The following is a 16,088-nucleotide window of genomic DNA, read 5'->3' as shown; positions in this document are numbered from 1 at the left end:
GGTGGGTGGGTGGGTGGGCGGCTTGCCGAAAAAGGGGCGTCCCAACCACTCAAAACGGCGCCTCCAGATCGCCCATGCGCACATAGACCGACTTCAACTGGCTGTAATGCGCAATGGCCGCCCTGGAGTTTTCCCGCCCCACACCGGACAGTTTCGATCCGCCAAACGGGGCCTCGACCGGCGCATCATTGTACGTGTTGATGTAACACGTACCCGCCTCGAACCCGGCCGCCACCCGATGCGCGCGGGTCAGATCGGATGTGAACACACCCGCCGCCAACCCAAATTCGGTCGCATTGGCCCGTGGAATCACCTCGGCCTCATCCTCGAAATCCAGCACCGCCATGACGGGGCCAAAGATCTCTTCCCGCGCGATGGTCATGTCGTCGGTCACATTGGCAAAGACGGTGGGTTCCAGATAAAAGCCGTCACGCTCCAGCCGCGCACCGCCATAGACCAGCCGCGCGCCTTCCTCCTGCCCCTTGGCAATGTAGCCCTGCACAATGCCCATCTGCCGTTCACTGACCATGGGCCCGAAACTCGTTTCGGGGTCCTGCGGATCACCAATCACAGCCGCGCCCAAACGCTCGGACAGACGCGCCAGAAACGCCGCCTTGATGCCCTTCTGGACAAATACCCGCGTCCCGTTGGAACAGACCTGCCCTGAGGAATAGAAATTGGCGAGGATCGCCCCCGACACCGCGTTCTCCACATCCGCATCATCAAAGATGATCAGGGGCGACTTGCCGCCCAATTCCATCGTCACATGCTTGATACCCGCCGCAGCGGCGGCATAGACCTTGCGGCCCGTTGGCACCGATCCGGTCAGCGACACCTTGTCCACGCGGTCATCTGACACCAACGCCGCACCGACATCACCCAGCCCCTGAACGACGTTGTAAACGCCCGCAGGTGCGCCTGCCTCGTGCAGGATCTCCGCCACTTTCAGGGCGCAAAGCGGCGTCGTCTCGGACGGTTTGAACACCATCGTGTTGCCGCACGCGAGCGCCGGCGCACCTTTCCAGCAAGCAATCTGCGTGGGGTAGTTCCACGCGCCAATGCCCACGCACACGCCCAGCGCTTCGCGGCGGGTATAGACCCAATCCTCCCCCAACTGGATATGCTCACCCGTCAGGGTCGCGGCCATGCCACCGAAATACTCCAGCGCATCCGCCCCGCTGGTCGCATCCACCACGGACGTCTCCTGATAAGGCTTGCCGGTGTCAAACGTCTCCAGCACCGATAGATCATGGTTGCGCTCCCGCATGATGTCAGCCGCCCGGCGCAGGATACGGCCCCGTTCGGTGCCCGTCATCGCCGCCCACGCCGCCTGTGCCGCGCGGGCCGACGCAAGTGCCCGGTCGATGATGGCCGGTGTCGCGGAATGCACACGGCCAATCACCGCGCCCGTGGCGGGATAGATCACGTCGATGGGCGCGCCACTCGTATCTTCGACATATTGGCCGTCAATGAAATGACTGGCGGTGGGTTGGGTTGGATAGGTCATGTCGCCTCCGGCGGGAGTTTATTTGGCAAGATGAAAGTGGATCATTCGCCTCTGGGGAACCGCTGGTTCTCTTCCAGAACGTTCAGATCCATGTGGTTGCGCATGTAGCGTTCGGACGCCTTTTGCAGGGGCTGGTAGTCCCAGGGGAAATAGCCGCCCTCGCGCAGTGCCTCGTAGACGACCCAGCGGCGGGCCTGACTGGCGCGCACGTTGGCGTCATAACGGTCAAGGTCCCAGCGGGCCTCTGACTTGGCGCGCAACTGATCCAGTGTGCCCTTATGGGCGGGCACATCCGCCAGGTTGGTCAACTCATGCGGGTCCGCCTCAAGATCAAACAGCTGATCGGGGTCCAGCGCGCAGCGGTTGTACTTCCACTTGCCATACCGCAGCGACACCATCGGCGCGTAAGATCCTTCAGCGGCATATTCCATCGCCACCGGTTCGGTCCGTTCCACCCCTTGCCCTTGCGGCACCAGTGATTGGCCTTCCGTCCATGGGGCCACCTCGGACATGTCCACACCCGCCAGATCACACAGCGTCGGGCACACGTCGATATTGCTGACCGGATCTATGACCAGACCGGGTTCCATCGACGGGGCAGAGATCATCAGCGGCACCCGGGCGGAGCCTTCAAAGAACGACATCTTGAACCACAGCCCCCGCGCGCCCAGCATGTCGCCGTGATCGGACACGAACAGAATGGTGGCCTCCTGCCGCGTGGCCTCCAGCGCCGCCATCACCTCGCCGATCTTGTCATCGAGATACGAGATATTGGCAAAGTAAGCGCGTCTCGACCGGCGGATATCCTCGTCCGAGATATTGAAATTGTCGCGGTCATTGGCGTCCAAAATGCGCTGCGAATGCGGGTCCTGTTCGGCATAGGCAATCGGCCCCACCTCGGGCATCAGGTGCGCGCAATCGGCATACAAATCCCAGTATTTCCGGCGCGCCACATAGGGATCATGCGGATGCGTGAAGCTGACGGTCAAACACCAGGGCCGCGCATCATGCCCGCGCGCCAGATCGTACACCTTGCGCGTCGCGTGATAGGCGACCTCGTCATCGAACTCCATCTGGTTGGTGATCTCGGCCACACCGGACCCGGTGACAGACCCCATGTTGTGATACCACCAGTCGATCCGCTCGCCTGGCTTGCGATAATCCGGCGTCCAGCCGAAATCGGGTGGGTAAACGTCCGTGGTCAACCGTTCCTCGAAGCCGTGCAACTGGTCGGGACCCACAAAGTGCATCTTGCCTGACAGGCACGTTTGATAGCCCGCGCGGCGCAGATGGTGGGCATACGTGGGGATGGACGATGCGAATTCTGCGGCATTGTCGTAGACACCGGTCACACTCGGCAACTGACCGGACATGAAGGACGCCCGACCCGGTGCACAAAGTGGCGATGCAGTATAGCTGTTGGCAAACCGGGTCGAGCGCGCGGCCAGTTTCTTCAGGTTCGGGGCGTGCAGCCAGTCGGCGGGACCATCCGGAAACAGTGTTCCGTTCAACTGATCCACCATGAAAATCAGGATGTTGGGCTTGGTCATTCATCCGCTCCGGTCAGAGTGTCCAGAGCGCGCAGGGCCGTTGTCTTGGCCGCGTCGGGGGACGCATCCTTGGCCAATGCCGCACGCAGGTAAAGCCCGTCGATCAGCGCGCCCAACATCTCGGCCCCCGCACGGGCGTCCACGCAGATCGGGCGCAAGGCGTGGGTCAGGTTGGACCGCAACCGACGCTGGTACATCACCAGCAAACGGTGCGTTTCGGGATGGGTGGTGGCGTGAGCGTACAGCGTCATCCATGCGCTGATCGTGGCGGGGGCAAAGCAGGACGGCGCAAAGCTGGCAGCAATCAACGCCTCGGCCCGCCCTCTTGGGGTCCGCGCGGCGCGCAGTTCCTCAACCACCTCAGCCTGGAAATCCCGCAGGATCTGGCCCATGGCCGCCAGAAAGATCTGATGCTTGCCGCCAAAATAGTGGTGCGCGAGAGCGGTGGACATGCCTGCCCGCTTGGCAATCTGGCCGACGGTCACATCCAGCGATCCCGCCGCCCCGATCTCTGCAATCGTGGCCTGCACAAGGGCCGCCCTGCGGATCGGTTCCATTCCCATTTTTGGCACGCGTGCACGCTCCCTTCAATGCTGGCGCGCACCGTGGGGATCTTTTATTGACTCGTCAATCAATAAAAATCAGAGCTTCGTCGCAGGGCTTGGCGGCGTGATCGGACGGCGTTTTAGAACCGCTTCACGCCACGTGATGAAGGTGACAGAGGCAAGGATCAGCGTGCCGCCCAGAATGACCCACACATCGACCGGTTCGGCAAATACGATGGCCCCCAGCAGCACCGCCCAGACAAGCTGCAGGAAAGTCACCGGTTGCGTCACAGTCACCGGGGCCGCGGCAAAGGCCATCGTCATCGTGTAGTGCCCCGCGGTGGCAAAGCAGGCGACCAGAAACAGCAGGCCCAGTTCAGCCCCCGTTGGCGTCACCCAATTGGCCAACGCGAAGGGGGCCAGCCCGATGGTCACGAAAATGGACAGCATCGCGACGACAACAGCCGGTTTCGCCTCGTCCGCCATGATCTTGGCCAGCAGATAGGACCCCGAGAACGTTATGGCGCAGAACAGCATGGCAATGTGACCGGGTGCGACCTCGCGAAATCCGGGGCGCAGGATCACCGCCGTGCCGATCAACGCCACAACGATGGCCGCAATCCGGCGCAAGGCCAGCCGCTCGCCCAGAAAGATGGCCGCGCCAATGCTCACATAGACGGGGGCGAGGTAGTTCATCGCCGTCACCTCGGCGATGGGGATGCGGGTCATGGCGTAAAACCACAGGATCACGCCGCCCGTGTGAAACACGCCTCGCAAGGAAAATAGCCACCATTGCCGACGGGTTACATGCGCCGCACGCACGGCCGGCAACATGGGCAGCAGGAACCCGATGCCCAGCAGATACCGTAAAAACGCCGCTTGGGCCGGCGGAACCCCGTCGCCCAGATATTTGACCAGCGCCGTCACAGCGACAAAGCAAAAGCCGGTCACCAGCATCCAGAAGATCGCGACAAGCGGGCGAGAAGAGGCGGCAGTCATCCGCGCATCAATGCGCAAAGCGCGACCAAGCGCAAGCTGTGCAAGTGCGCCACGATCACGACGAAAGGACGTTTGTTGAAGTCCGGACGACAACTCTGCACGAGCTATACGTTTTTTGCACATCAGCGTTGCGCAAATAAGCAGAGCATTCCAGACGCACCTTCCCTATATCCGCACGACCGACGTGAACTGTCACGCCAACTCTACTGCCAGCAAATGTCAACTGACGCGGGTATCACGGTGATCTGATATTTGATGATTGGCGTATGACCTTACAGACCCCATATGCTGGTCAACGATAACAAGGATGAAATCCGATGCTCGACGATACACATACCGTTGATCTGACCAAGCAGGACCTCGAACTGATCGAGGCTGCGTTGCAGACTCAGGAAAAGATTCTGTCCGTGCAAAGCCGCGCGGGCGGTTCTGCTGCGCGCACGCGACTGAATGATCTCAAGGGATTGATGCGCCGCTTGCGTCGCCAGACACCGGCACCTCATGCCGACAGCACCCAAAGCTGGAGCCAGGTAGCCCGTCAGCTGTTTTTCTGATCCGTCCGAGGACAGCCCCCGAAGGCAAGAAATAAACGCCGCGCCTGGTAACAGGGCGGCGTTTTGCTTTTTGATAACCCGAAAACGAACGCGCACGTCCGAGTGTGGAAGCATCTGGTGAAAACCGGCTCTGACGATCACAGTGACATCCCGACGGACCGTCGCGCAGGCGCCCTTGCCATGCTAAGGGTTATGCATCATGGATTGGGACAGCTCCGCAGATGCATGGATTGAAGCGCAAGGCGCCCACGGCGACTTCAGCCGCCGACGCGTCCTTGATGCCCCGATGCTGGACCGCGTCTATGCGTGCGCGCCGCGCCACCTTCTCGATCTGGGCTGCGGCGAAGGACGTTTTTGCCGCCTCCTCCAAAACAAGGTCGAAACACTGGTGGGGCTCGACCCGTCGCCAGCCTTGCTGGCAAAAGCGGCGGAACGTGGCGGCGCACAGTTCGTGAGCGGCCGGGCCGAGGCAATTCCGTTTGCATCTGAAACCTTCGACATGGTTGTGGCCTATCTCAGCCTTCTGGACATTGAAGGCATCGAGGCCGCGCTGGACGAAATAGTTCGTGTCCTGGGCCCCGGCGGACGCTTCCTGATTGCGAACCTCACAGGGTTCGCCACCGCGTCTGACATCAAGGCGGGTGGCTGGCGCATCTTGCCCGACGGCGGGCGCGAGATCGTGGTGCGCCGCTATCTCGAACCTCACGCAACCGTTGCGGAGTGGAAGGGAATTACCGTCACCAACTGGCATCGGCCCCTCTCATTCTACATGACAGAACTGTTGCAGCGCGGCATGACACTCACGCATTTCGATGAACCTTCCGTTTTGCACCCGGAAAATTCGAAGGAACAGGCCTACAACAATGCGCCCTATCAATTGATCATGGAGTGGCAAAAAGGCCCATAGATCGCCTCAAAGGTGCTGGGCATCACGGGATCCAGATCACCCGTCCAACTGCTCCATGACCGCGTCGCTCGCCTCGAAATTCGTAGTGACGTTCTGCACGTCGTCATCATCTTCCAGCGCATCTATCAGCTTCATCAGCTTCTGCATGCCTTCCAGATCCATCTCGGTCGTCGTGGTTGGGCGCCACACCAGCTTGGTAGACTCTGACTCGCCCAGATCACCCTCAAGCGCAGTCGACACCTCGTTCAGGTCCGTGTCCGCACACCAGATCACATGGCCCTCTTCGGTGCTCTCCACATCCTCGGCCCCCGCTTCGATGGCGGCCATCATCACGGTGTCCGCATCGCCCGCCTCCACGGGATAGCTCACAGCGCCCTTGCGCTCGAACATGAAGCCCACGCTGCCCGTCTCGCCCAGGTTGCCGCCGTTCTTGGTAAAGGTCGACCGCACGGTCGATGCCGTCCGGTTCCGGTTGTCCGTCATCGCCTCGACGATGACAGCCACACCGTTGGGGCCATACCCCTCATAGCGGATTTCTTCGTAATCCTCGCCCTCGCCCGCAATCGACTTCTTGATGGCGCGGTCAATATTGTCCTTGGGCATCGACTGCCCCTTGGCCTCTTTGACGGCCAGACGCAGGCGCGGGTTCTTGTCGGGATCCGGGTCGCCCATTTTGGCGGCAATGGTGATCTCTTTTGACAGCTTGGAAAACAGCTTGGCGCGCAGTTTGTCCTGCCGCCCTTTGCGGTGCTGGATGTTTGCCCATTTTGAGTGGCCGGCCATGCGCGCCTCCTGTCCCGGAATGTGGTGGTCCGGGCGTCTATAGGACATGGCACGCAGGCGGGGCAAGGCCACCTTGTGCACCGGAACGGAAGCCACGTCCTTGGGCCACGATCCAGAGGTGGTCACGCGGCTCAAACGCAATGCCGGTCCGATACCTCTATAGCTCCAGGCGAACAATGCTGTTTACAAGTTCACCCCTCGAAGCGGTCCGCAAATACTCGAATAGATGCGGCGTCGCCGAAACCACGGGCACCCCCAACTGACCAGCAGGCATACGAGCACTGTCTGCCCGGCCAAGCGGAGCCGGAATGGCTCGCCGCGACGAGCAACACCTGGGCCATATCGCCCCGCATAGCGTTGGATACCTCTTCGGCATCATCAAGGGCACCCCCAAATCAACTGGAACTCCTTGCGTAACCGCATGACCGTCGTCCCTCCATGACCTTGGTCACAGCCCATCATCAATTCGATTTCTTCTGACTGAAAATACCACGGGGGTTTGGGGGCAGAGCCCCCATCCCAACAAAATCGCGTCGCGTCAGCGTCCTTTTACCAGCGCCCGTCGCGCCATCGCCGGGCTATGCGACCTTTTCTGTTACACGGTCGCGACGCCCTGTGCTGGGCATAAACCTCCATGGAAATATACCGAACACAGACCCCTACAATATGACGTGAGAAACAACTGGCACCCCCTGCCCCCCGACCCTAGGGTGCGGGGATGACCACTGATCAGATTATACTCTTTTGCCTCTTCGGCGCCGTGTTCGGCATGCTGCTCTGGGGCCGCTTCCGCTACGATATTGTCGCCTTTTCAGCCTTGATGCTGGGGGTCGTTCTGGGTGTTGTGCCCAGTGCCGAGGCGTTCTCTGGCTTTGGTCATCCCGCCACACTTGTTGTCGCCCTGGTGCTTGTTGTCTCGGCCGGTCTGGTCCGCTCCGGTGCGGTCTTTCTCATCACCCGCACCCTCGTCGATGCCAGCCGGTCACTCGGCGCGCACATCACGCTCATGGGTGCGATCGGCGGCGTGCTTTCGGCCTTCATGAACAACGTCGCGGCCCTTGCGCTTCTGATGCCCGTCGACATCCAGACAGCGCGAAAGGCCGGACGTTCACCCGGGCTCAGCCTGATGCCGCTCAGCTTTGCCACCATCCTTGGCGGGATGGTCACACTCATCGGCACGCCGCCAAACATCATCATCGCCACCATCCGCGAAGACAGCTTGGGCGAACCCTTTAAGATGTTCGACTTCGCACCTGTCGGAGGGGTTGCTGCCATCGCCGGGTTGATATTCGTGGCTCTGATCGGGTGGCGTTTGATCCCGGCCCGCGCCGACGCCTGCGCAGAGCTCGAAGACATCGGAAGCTACGTGGCCGAACTGGTCGTGCCGGACGACAGCAAGCACATCGGCAAACGTCTGGGCGAGTTGGAAGACGACGCCGACAAATCCGACGTCGCCATCGTTGGGCTCTTGCGCGAGGGCAAGCGCCGCTATGGCCGCGCCCGCAACTCCGAACTCCGCGCGGGTGACGCCGTCGTGATCGAAGCAACCCCGGATGCGCTCGACGAATTCCGCGCGGCGACAGGTCTCGCCGTAGCCGATGCCGAACGCGAAGAGAAGTTGCACGCTGCCGGAGAGGGTGTTGAGATCATTGAGGTTGTGGTCACGGACAGCAGCCGCCTTGTGGGGCGCACGGCGCAATCTGTTGGCCTTGCATGGCGGCAGAACACTGTGCTTTTGGGGGTTTCGCGCGAAGGGGTGCGCATCACCCGCCAAATCCGCAAGACTGAAATCCGCACGGGCGACATCCTCCTCCTACTCGTGCCCCGCGACACCGGCGCAGACGTCACCCAATGGCTTGGTTGCCTGCCCCTGGCGGAACGTGGTCTGGCCGTCACAGCGGATGACAAGGTCTGGCTGGCCATTGGCCTGTTCATTGGCGCTGTGGCCGCAGCCAGCATCGGCCTGCTCTACCTGCCCATCGCCCTCGGTCTGGTTGTGATCGCCTATGTCCTGTCCAAGATCGTGCCTTTGTCCGAACTCTATACCCATATCGAATGGCCCGTGATCGTGCTCCTTGGCTCCATGATCCCACTGGGGGCGGCCCTCGAAAGCTCGGGCGGCACCGAACTGATCGCAGGCTGGCTGGTGACGCTCACAAACGGGTTGCCCGCGTGGGCCGTGCTGACCGTGCTGATGGTCGTCACGATGAGCCTCTCGGACGTGCTGAACAACACCGCTACCACCATCGTCGCAGCGCCCGTCGGCATCCAGATGGCGCAGACGCTCGGCGTGAGTCCAGACCCGTTTCTGATGGCCGTGGCGGTGGCTGCTTCATCGGCGTTCCTCACCCCCATCGGGCACAAGAACAACACGTTGATCCTCGGCCCCGGCGGCTATCACTTTGGGGACTACTGGCGCATCGGCCTGCCTCTGGAGGTGATCGTGATCGCCGTCTCCATCCCCGCCATTCTCGTATTCTGGCCGCTCTGACCTTGTGTCAGTATTGCATCGGCGCAAGGGCCGCGTCTAACGTCACCGGCAGGGAGTAGGAACATGGATATCTTGATAAATGTGGTCCTGCCACTGTCGCTGGCCATCATCATGTTCAGCCTTGGGGTCGGCCTGACCCTTGCGGACTTCACCCGCGTTCTGAAAGCACCCGCAGCCTTTGCCATTGGGGCCTTCAGCCAGGTGATCGTGCTGCCGGTGGCTGCCTTTGCCACGGTCATGGTCTTCGACCTACCGGCCGAAATCGCGGTGGGGTTCATGCTGCTCAGCTTCTGCCCGGGTGGCGTGACATCGAACATGGTGTCCAAACTGGCAAAGGGCGACGTGGCCCTGTCCGTGTCCCTGACCGCTGTGATCAGCCTCCTGAGTCTGCTGACCGTACCCGGACTGACCGCATTGACGGTGGAGTGGTTTCTGGGCGGCTCAGCGCTTGACGTGTCCATCGCATCGCTGACAATCGCCGTCTTCCTGATCACCACGCTGCCCGTCGCCATCGGCGTGACGCTGCGCCATTTCGCGCCAAGCATCGCACAGGCGATCGACGGCACGTTGTCGATCATTGCCACGGTCCTTTTTGTCATAATCGTTGTGGCCGCTCTGGCGGGCAATTGGGCGATCTTCATCGACAACCTCAGCGCCCTCGGTCCTGCCTTGATCTTGTTGAACGTGGTGCTTCTGCTGCTTGGCCTCGGCCTCGCCCGTGTCGTGTCGCTTGGCTGGCAGCAGGCCAAGACGGTATCGATCGAAACTGGAATTCAGAACGCGACACTGGGCATCACCCTCGCGGCTCTGATCTCGGGCCAGTCCGACGGGTTCAGCACCATGGCCTTGCCCTCAGCAGTGTACGGGATCACCATGTATCTCGTCGCCGCGCCCTTCGTGGCTTGGTATCGCAGCAGGTAGGAGACCTTCATGGATCACGCAGACGCCATCGTCGTTGGATCGGGCCTTGCGGGCCTTGCCGCCGCTGCCGAGCTTGGGGACCGGGGCAAAAAGGTCATCATCGTGGACCAGGAACCCCGCAGCTTCTTGGGAGGTCAGGCGTTCTGGTCGTTGGGCGGCCTGTTCATGGTCGACACACCCGAACAACGCCGGATGGGGATCAAGGACAGTCGCGCGCTGGCCCTGAACGACTGGATGGGCAGCGCGCAATTCGACCGGGACGAAGATGCGATGCCGCGCAAATGGGCCGAAGCCTATATCGACTTTGCCGCAGGCGAGATGCGGTCGTGGTTGCACGGTATGGGCCTGCGCTGGTTCCCGGTTGTGGGATGGGCCGAACGCGGCGGCAGTTTTGCCGATGGGCACGGCAACTCCGTACCACGTTTTCACATCACATGGGGCACCGGCCCCGGCATCATCGAACACTTCGTGCGCCGCTGCGAGGAACACGAGAAAGCCGGTTTGATCCAGTTCAACTTCCGTCATCAGGTCGACCGCATCGACATGGAGAACGGGGCGGCCAAGGGGGTGAGCGGCACGGTGTTGGCCGAGGATGGGGCGGAGCGTGGGCAAAAGACCAACCGCGATGCTGTGGGAGAATTTGAACTGCGCGCGCCGTCCGTCATCGTGACATCCGGCGGCATCGGCGGCAATTTCGACATGGTGCGCAAGGTCTGGCCAACCGACCGCCTTGGCCCGGCACCCAAGGACATGGTGGCAGGTGTGCCCGCCCACGTGGATGGCCGCATGATCGGCATTTCGGAAACCGCCGGCGGCCATGTCATCAATGGCGACCGCATGTGGCATTATACCGAAGGGGTCAAAAACTGGGATCCGATCTGGCCCAGCCACGGCATCCGTATTCTGCCCGGCCCCTCATCCATGTGGTTCGACGCGGAAGGAAACCGCTTTGCGCCACCTGCCCTGCCCGGCTTTGACAGCATGTCGACCCTGCGCGACATCCTCGCCACCGGGTACGACTACAGCTGGTTCGTGCTGACCCAGAAGATCATCAAGAAGGAGTTCGCGTTGTCAGGCTCCGAACAGAACCCGGACCTGACGTCCAAGAAATGGGCGGAGGTGATCAAGCAGCGTGTCCTGTCGGGCAAGAATGCAACTGGCCCTGTTGAGGCGTTCAAGGAAAAGGGCGAGGATTTCGTTGTTGCCAATGACCTCAGTACCCTGGTGCGCGGCATGAACCAGGTGGGTGGCGGCAACCTGATTGACGAGGCAAAGTTGCGTGCCCAGATCGAAGCGCGCGACGCCCAGATCGACAATCCGTTCTCAAAAGACGCGCAGATGATGGCGATCCATGCGGCTCGAAATTATCGCGGCGACCGGTTGTTGCGCACGGCCAAACCGCACAAGTTCCTTGATCCGTCCAACGGTCCGTTGATTGCAGTGAAACTGCATGTGCTCACGCGCAAGACGCTGGGCGGGCTCCATACGACACTCAACAGTCAAATGATCGGGGCGGACGGCCAGCCTGTGCCGGGGCTTTTCGCGGCCGGAGAGGTCGCGGGCTTTGGCGGTGGTGGGTATCACGGTTACAACGCGCTTGAGGGCACGTTCCTGGGCGGCTGTATTTTTTCTGGCCGCAACGCAGGGCGCTCACAAAGCATCGCCTGACATCTGGTCAATCTGAGCCGGGCGCGTTGGCACCAAATGCACCGGTGCTTCGCCAAAGAGATGCGCAACACCCGCATCATCGAACATCGCCCAGCGCGCGGCGATCAGCTGAAAATGACGCGTCTCGCATCCCCATGCATCGCGAGAAAACCGTGAGCGCCACACCCCTTCAATCCGCAGGGGCAACTGGATTGTATCCACGCCTTCGGCTTTCCAACCGGGTGTCTTGGATCGCGCCTTGAAGAGCATCGCACGCAAGCGTGCCTCAACCGCTTTGGCCTGCTTGGCCCGACGCCCCGCAAACAGGATTTGAATCGCTGCGCCATCCCGCACAAACGCACGCACGACAAGGTCCTGCCGGTTGTTACGGTGGATTTGAGGCACAAGCCCCACCGTGACCCGACGCACGGGCGAGCGGAACAACCCGTTGTCTTCGTAAACGGGCGTGATCTTGTGAATGGGGCGGCGACTTTCGGGCATGGCATGTCTGATCTAACGGTTCCTTGGCCTAGCACGCACGCCTTAACAGTCTCTTGCGATCAGAGGGGCCAGATCAGTGGAATGACTGCAGAGGCCAGCAAGCCGACACTCAGGTTCAACGGGATGCCAACGCGCATGAAGTCGGTGAATTTGTATCCGCCCGGACCATAGACCAACATGTTGGTCTGATAGCCAATCGGTGTCGCAAACGACGCCGAGGCCGCGACCATGACAGCGACAACCAGTGGCCGCGGATCAATCCCGAGAGCCGTGGCAAGACCGATGGCGATGGGCGTGACCACCACAGCCACGGCGTTGTTGCTGACCAATTCGGTGAGCACTGAGGTCAGCAGATAGACCGCCCACACGATCAGAAAGGGCGGCAGAACCATCAGACCCGGCGCAATGGCATCCACGATGAGGGACACAGCCCCCGTCGCCTCCAGGGACGCGCCGATGGCAAGCATCGAGAAAATGAGCGCCAAAAGACGGCCGTCCACAAAGGAAAAAGCCTCGTCCGCATCAATGCAGCGGGTGATCAGAACGATAGCCACGGCCAGCACCGACAGCATCAGGATCGGAGCCACCCCGAAGGCCGCAAGAACGACAATGCCCAGCAGCGCCATCAACGCAATCGGGGCATGGCTGCGCCGGAACTCGCGTTGTGACGGTTTGGAGACGTCCACCATGTCCATGTCGCTGGCCAGCCGCTGGATGTCCTCGGGCGCGCCCTCCAGCAGCAAAGTGTCACCCACTTTGACAACCAGTTCGTCCAGTTGCACCCCGATATTCTGGTTCCGCCGGTGCACGGCAAGCGGGTACACACCATACCGACGCCGCAACCGCATCGCGCCAAGCGACCGACCCACCATCTTGCAGCCGGGGGTGATCAGCACCTCGACCGTGGTCGTCTCAACCGACCCGACCTGATCAATGCGCTTGAGTTCCTTGTTGCGTTGCAGACTCAAAAGCTCGGTCATCTGGGTGCGCAGGACCACGCGGTCACCCACCCGCAGTTCGACGCCCTGCATGTTGCGGCGCAGGGATTGATCCCCACGGATCACATCGACCAATCGCACACCATCGCGCTTGAACAGCTGCACGCCGGTGACTTCGCGACCCACAAGGTTGGATTCAGGCGGAATGACAGCTTCGGTAAAGAACTTCATGCGGCTGCGATCGCTCAGCAGCCCCGCCATGCTGTCGCGGTCAGGCAGCAGCATTGGTCCGAAGAACCGCAAATAGATCATGCCCCAGATCACGAGTACGATGCCAAGCGGCGTGACCTCAAAAATGGTAAAGGGCTCAATCCCTTGGGTGCGGGCCACGCCATCCACCAGCAGGTTGGTGGAGGTGCCGATCAGGGTCAGAGTACCGCCAAGGATCGCGGCGTAACTCAATGGGATCAGCATCTTGGACGGGTTCAGCCCCATGGTCTTGGCCAGTTGAATGATGACAGGAATCATCACGACAACCACCGGCGTGTTGGACACGATTGCAGAGCTGAAGATGACAAAGGCCATCAGCATAACAACCGCAAGCGCCGGGTTGGTGCGTGCCTGCCTGTCAGCAAGCCCGGTAAAGGCCTCAAGAGCGCCGGTGCGAACCAATGCCCCCATGATGATGAACATCGCGGCAATGGTCCATGGTGCCGGGTTCGACAGAACGCTTAGCGCATCGTCATAGGGCAGCGCACCGGTGGCGAGCATCAAGGCAGCGCCACCAATCGCCACCACTTCCGCAGGGAAACTTTCGCGCAGAAACAGCACAAACATCACGCCCACGACCACCAGTGTCAGGATGGCATTGCCGGTCTGCGAAAGCTCGATCAGCCCCATGGGCATGGCCCTTTTTTGCGCCTGTCAGCGCGCACTGTCCCCTATCGGTGCACGCGCTTCAACCCGGCTGCTGCGCGGTTGAACGAGAAACATGCCAACAAGCATCAATGCCAGCGCCGCCCAAACCGTCGGGGCGTATGCCTCATCCAGGATCAGACGGGCCCAGAACACGCCAAAGAGCGTGACAAGAAAGCTGACTTGTACGGCAAAAACGGGCCCGGCGCGACTGACCAGCCATACGTAACCAGCATAAACCAGCACATGCATGGTCGAGCCGACCGCCTGCGCAATTTCGGGCGCACCGTACGGCGGGCGCGGATCAATCCACTGGCCGCTGAACAGCGCCAACGGCAAGGCAATGCAAGCCCCGACAAGAGACGCACCCCAAAGCACTTGGATCGCATCCAGACCTGCCGTGCCCCAACGGGCCACATAGTTCCCTTCAAAGGCATAGAACAAGCCCGAGATCAGGCCGACAAACACCCAGAATATGGGAATACTGCCGCTCATCTGTGCGTTCGGCAACACGATCAACAGAACTGCGCTCAGACCAACCAGCAGGCCCGAAAACCGCCGCCATTCAAACCGGTCGAGGCTCAGGGACAGAGCGATTGGAAAAGCCCAGATCGGGATCATGCTCAGCAGGATCGACATGATGCCCGATGGCAAATGCACCGCCGCCTGATAGCTCGCGGAGTTGGGCAAGACCGAACCGATCAACGCAATGACCACATACACCCGCACGTGCGACCGTCCCAGCGGCAGCCTTGAACGGCGCAGCACTGCCAGCCCGGTCATGACCACCGAACCGATGGCCATTTGCCAGAACAACAGGCCAAAATGCTGGTATCCGGTGCTGACCGCGATTTTCGTCAGCGGCATGGTCAGGCCCCAGCCTGCGCCAAGCAGGATCAGGACAGCCGTGAACCCCAAGGCCGCCCGCCCCGTCATGGGGTGCTCGGTTGCAGCAATCCGCCTTCGCGCACCATCTCGATCCGTGTGGCACGGCCATCAGTGCCCGTTTCAATGTACACACCCGAAAGGGTTGCAGGACCCAGGGCCGGTTGGAAACGTTCCTTGGGCATCCCGGTGATAAAGCGACGCAACGGCTCGTCCCGCTGCATGCCGATGACCGAATTGTAGTCGCCGCACATTCCGGCATCGGTCAGGTAGGCGCATCCCTTCGACAGGATCATCGCATCCGCCGTTGGCACATGCGTGTGGGTACCGACCATCAAGCTCGCGCGCCCATCGCACCAATGCCCCATCGCCATCTTTTCTGACGTCGCCTCGCAGTGAAAATCCACGATGATCGCATCCGCCTGCCCGCCCAGAGGATGGCTGCGGAACACTCTTTCAAGCGCCGAGAATGGATCATCGAAGGGGCGTTTCATGAACACCTGCCCCAAGGCCTGCGCAACCAGTACCTTCTTACCTCCCCGCGCCGTGAACAGACGCGCGCCTTTGCCCGGTGCCGCCTTTGAGAAATTCAACGGGCGGATGATGCGCGGCTCCTGTTCGATAAAGGCGAGCATGTCCTTTTGATCAAAAGCGTGATCGCCCAGCGTCAAGCAGTCGGCGCCCGCATCCAGCAGTGCCTTGGCATGTGCACCAGACAGCCCCATGCCAGACGTCGCGTTTTCGCCGTTGACCACAACGAAATCGAGATCCCAGTCGGCACGCAATCGTGGCAAGTGATCGGTGATTGCCTGACGGCCCGCGCGGCCCATCACATCACCCAGAAACATCATTTTCATACCGTCCCATATGCGGCACGCCCCCATAAGAGCAAGCGCAAAGCCGCGTGACGCGACAGACCGCAATCACAACGCCCAAAAGACGGCT

Annotated in this window: 14 protein-coding genes; 5 read left to right on the top strand and 9 right to left on the bottom strand. The window is 61.1% G+C overall.

What is annotated here, in order from left to right; translation table 11 throughout:
• Positions 1–49: 49 nt before the first annotated feature.
• The 4 genes from betB to Q1A32_RS18355 all read right to left on the bottom strand — a co-directional run bounded on the left by betB (position 50) and on the right by Q1A32_RS18355 (position 4,601).
• Positions 50–1,507: a betaine-aldehyde dehydrogenase gene (gene betB, locus Q1A32_RS18370; RefSeq protein WP_299656424.1), complete on the bottom strand. Its 1,458-nt coding sequence runs from the start codon at positions 1,505–1,507 to the stop codon at positions 50–52.
• 41 nt (positions 1,508–1,548) lie between these two features.
• Positions 1,549–3,057 (bottom strand): choline-sulfatase, encoded by a 1,509-nt coding sequence (gene betC / locus Q1A32_RS18365; RefSeq protein ID WP_299656421.1) that lies wholly within the window; start codon positions 3,055–3,057, stop codon positions 1,549–1,551.
• Positions 3,054–3,629 (bottom strand): transcriptional regulator BetI, encoded by a 576-nt coding sequence (gene betI / locus Q1A32_RS18360; RefSeq protein WP_299656418.1) that lies wholly within the window; start codon positions 3,627–3,629, stop codon positions 3,054–3,056. Before betI ends, betC begins: the two co-directional genes overlap by 4 nt.
• A gap of 69 nt (positions 3,630–3,698) precedes the next feature.
• Positions 3,699–4,601 carry a DMT family transporter gene (locus tag Q1A32_RS18355; protein ID WP_299615225.1) on the bottom strand — a complete coding sequence of 301 codons (903 nt, stop codon included), beginning with the start codon at positions 4,599–4,601 and terminating at the stop codon, positions 3,699–3,701.
• Between the two features lie 317 nt (positions 4,602–4,918).
• Here Q1A32_RS18355 and Q1A32_RS18350 point away from each other — a divergent pair, with 317 nt between their 5' ends.
• Both Q1A32_RS18350 and Q1A32_RS18345 read left to right on the top strand, forming a co-directional pair.
• Positions 4,919–5,155, top strand: coding sequence for a hypothetical protein (locus Q1A32_RS18350; RefSeq protein ID WP_299615223.1), 237 nt, complete (start codon positions 4,919–4,921; stop codon positions 5,153–5,155).
• Positions 5,156–5,354: 199 nt separating this feature from the next.
• On the top strand, positions 5,355–6,062 hold the full coding sequence (locus tag Q1A32_RS18345; RefSeq protein WP_299656415.1) for a class I SAM-dependent methyltransferase: 708 nt from the start codon (positions 5,355–5,357) through the stop codon (positions 6,060–6,062).
• 36 nt (positions 6,063–6,098) lie between these two features.
• On the opposite strand, the gene Q1A32_RS18340 is transcribed toward Q1A32_RS18345, so the two are convergent.
• The gene (locus Q1A32_RS18340; protein WP_299656723.1) at positions 6,099–6,845 is read right to left on the bottom strand and encodes a YebC/PmpR family DNA-binding transcriptional regulator; all 747 of its coding nucleotides are present in this window, start codon (positions 6,843–6,845) and stop codon (positions 6,099–6,101) included.
• Positions 6,846–7,563: 718 nt separating this feature from the next.
• Between Q1A32_RS18340 and Q1A32_RS18335 the strand changes: the two genes are divergently transcribed.
• The 3 genes from Q1A32_RS18335 to Q1A32_RS18325 all read left to right on the top strand — a co-directional run bounded on the left by Q1A32_RS18335 (position 7,564) and on the right by Q1A32_RS18325 (position 11,925).
• Positions 7,564–9,336, top strand: coding sequence for an SLC13 family permease (locus tag Q1A32_RS18335; protein WP_299656412.1), 1,773 nt, complete (start codon positions 7,564–7,566; stop codon positions 9,334–9,336).
• Between the two features lie 63 nt (positions 9,337–9,399).
• On the top strand, positions 9,400–10,257 hold the full coding sequence (locus Q1A32_RS18330) for a bile acid:sodium symporter family protein (protein ID WP_299656409.1): 858 nt from the start codon (positions 9,400–9,402) through the stop codon (positions 10,255–10,257).
• 9 nt (positions 10,258–10,266) lie between these two features.
• Positions 10,267–11,925: an FAD-binding dehydrogenase gene (locus tag Q1A32_RS18325; protein WP_299656406.1), complete on the top strand. Its 1,659-nt coding sequence runs from the start codon at positions 10,267–10,269 to the stop codon at positions 11,923–11,925.
• Here Q1A32_RS18325 and Q1A32_RS18320 read toward each other — a convergent pair.
• Genes Q1A32_RS18320 through Q1A32_RS18305 form a run of 4 tightly spaced genes read right to left on the bottom strand, consistent with a single transcriptional unit; the run spans position 11,908 to position 16,000 of the window.
• Entirely contained in the window at positions 11,908–12,405 is a 498-nt protein-coding gene (locus tag Q1A32_RS18320; protein ID WP_299615213.1) for a hypothetical protein, read from the bottom strand. The genes Q1A32_RS18325 and Q1A32_RS18320 overlap by 18 nt on opposite strands.
• 59 nt (positions 12,406–12,464) lie before the next feature.
• The gene (locus Q1A32_RS18315; protein WP_299656403.1) at positions 12,465–14,243 is read right to left on the bottom strand and encodes an SLC13 family permease; all 1,779 of its coding nucleotides are present in this window, start codon (positions 14,241–14,243) and stop codon (positions 12,465–12,467) included.
• 24 nt (positions 14,244–14,267) lie between these two features.
• Entirely contained in the window at positions 14,268–15,194 is a 927-nt protein-coding gene (locus Q1A32_RS18310; RefSeq protein WP_299615209.1) for a DMT family transporter, read from the bottom strand.
• Positions 15,191–16,000, bottom strand: a complete 810-nt coding sequence (locus Q1A32_RS18305) for a TIGR00282 family metallophosphoesterase (protein WP_299656398.1) — start codon at positions 15,998–16,000, stop codon at positions 15,191–15,193. Before Q1A32_RS18305 ends, Q1A32_RS18310 begins: the two co-directional genes overlap by 4 nt.
• Between the last annotated feature and the right edge of the window lie 88 nt (positions 16,001–16,088).

Origin of the sequence: uncultured Tateyamaria sp. (genome assembly GCF_947503415.1) — a bacterium.
Classification (GTDB): domain Bacteria; phylum Pseudomonadota; class Alphaproteobacteria; order Rhodobacterales; family Rhodobacteraceae; genus Tateyamaria.
Note: the sequence above shows the minus strand (reverse complement) of the source record. Positions and strands in the feature narration are given on the sequence as shown.

What these genes read in the sequence shown, in the direction of transcription:
- Q1A32_RS18335 (WP_299656412.1), top strand. Translation starts at nt 7,564, where the DNA reads ATGACCACTGATCAGATTATACTCTTTTGCCTCTTCGGCGCCGTGTTC.
- Q1A32_RS18315 (WP_299656403.1), bottom strand. Translation starts at nt 14,243, where the DNA reads ATGGGGCTGATCGAGCTTTCGCAGACCGGCAATGCCATCCTGACACTG.
- betB (WP_299656424.1), bottom strand. Translation starts at nt 1,507, where the DNA reads ATGACCTATCCAACCCAACCCACCGCCAGTCATTTCATTGACGGCCAA.
- betC (WP_299656421.1), bottom strand. Translation starts at nt 3,057, where the DNA reads ATGACCAAGCCCAACATCCTGATTTTCATGGTGGATCAGTTGAACGGA.
- Q1A32_RS18305 (WP_299656398.1), bottom strand. Translation starts at nt 16,000, where the DNA reads ATGAAAATGATGTTTCTGGGTGATGTGATGGGCCGCGCGGGCCGTCAG.
- Q1A32_RS18325 (WP_299656406.1), top strand. Translation starts at nt 10,267, where the DNA reads ATGGATCACGCAGACGCCATCGTCGTTGGATCGGGCCTTGCGGGCCTT.
- Q1A32_RS18350 (WP_299615223.1), top strand. Translation starts at nt 4,919, where the DNA reads ATGCTCGACGATACACATACCGTTGATCTGACCAAGCAGGACCTCGAA.
- Q1A32_RS18320 (WP_299615213.1), bottom strand. Translation starts at nt 12,405, where the DNA reads ATGCCCGAAAGTCGCCGCCCCATTCACAAGATCACGCCCGTTTACGAA.
- Q1A32_RS18345 (WP_299656415.1), top strand. Translation starts at nt 5,355, where the DNA reads ATGGATTGGGACAGCTCCGCAGATGCATGGATTGAAGCGCAAGGCGCC.
- Q1A32_RS18310 (WP_299615209.1), bottom strand. Translation starts at nt 15,194, where the DNA reads ATGACGGGGCGGGCGGCCTTGGGGTTCACGGCTGTCCTGATCCTGCTT.
- Q1A32_RS18355 (WP_299615225.1), bottom strand. Translation starts at nt 4,601, where the DNA reads ATGACTGCCGCCTCTTCTCGCCCGCTTGTCGCGATCTTCTGGATGCTG.
- Q1A32_RS18330 (WP_299656409.1), top strand. Translation starts at nt 9,400, where the DNA reads ATGGATATCTTGATAAATGTGGTCCTGCCACTGTCGCTGGCCATCATC.
- Q1A32_RS18340 (WP_299656723.1), bottom strand. Translation starts at nt 6,845, where the DNA reads ATGGCCGGCCACTCAAAATGGGCAAACATCCAGCACCGCAAAGGGCGG.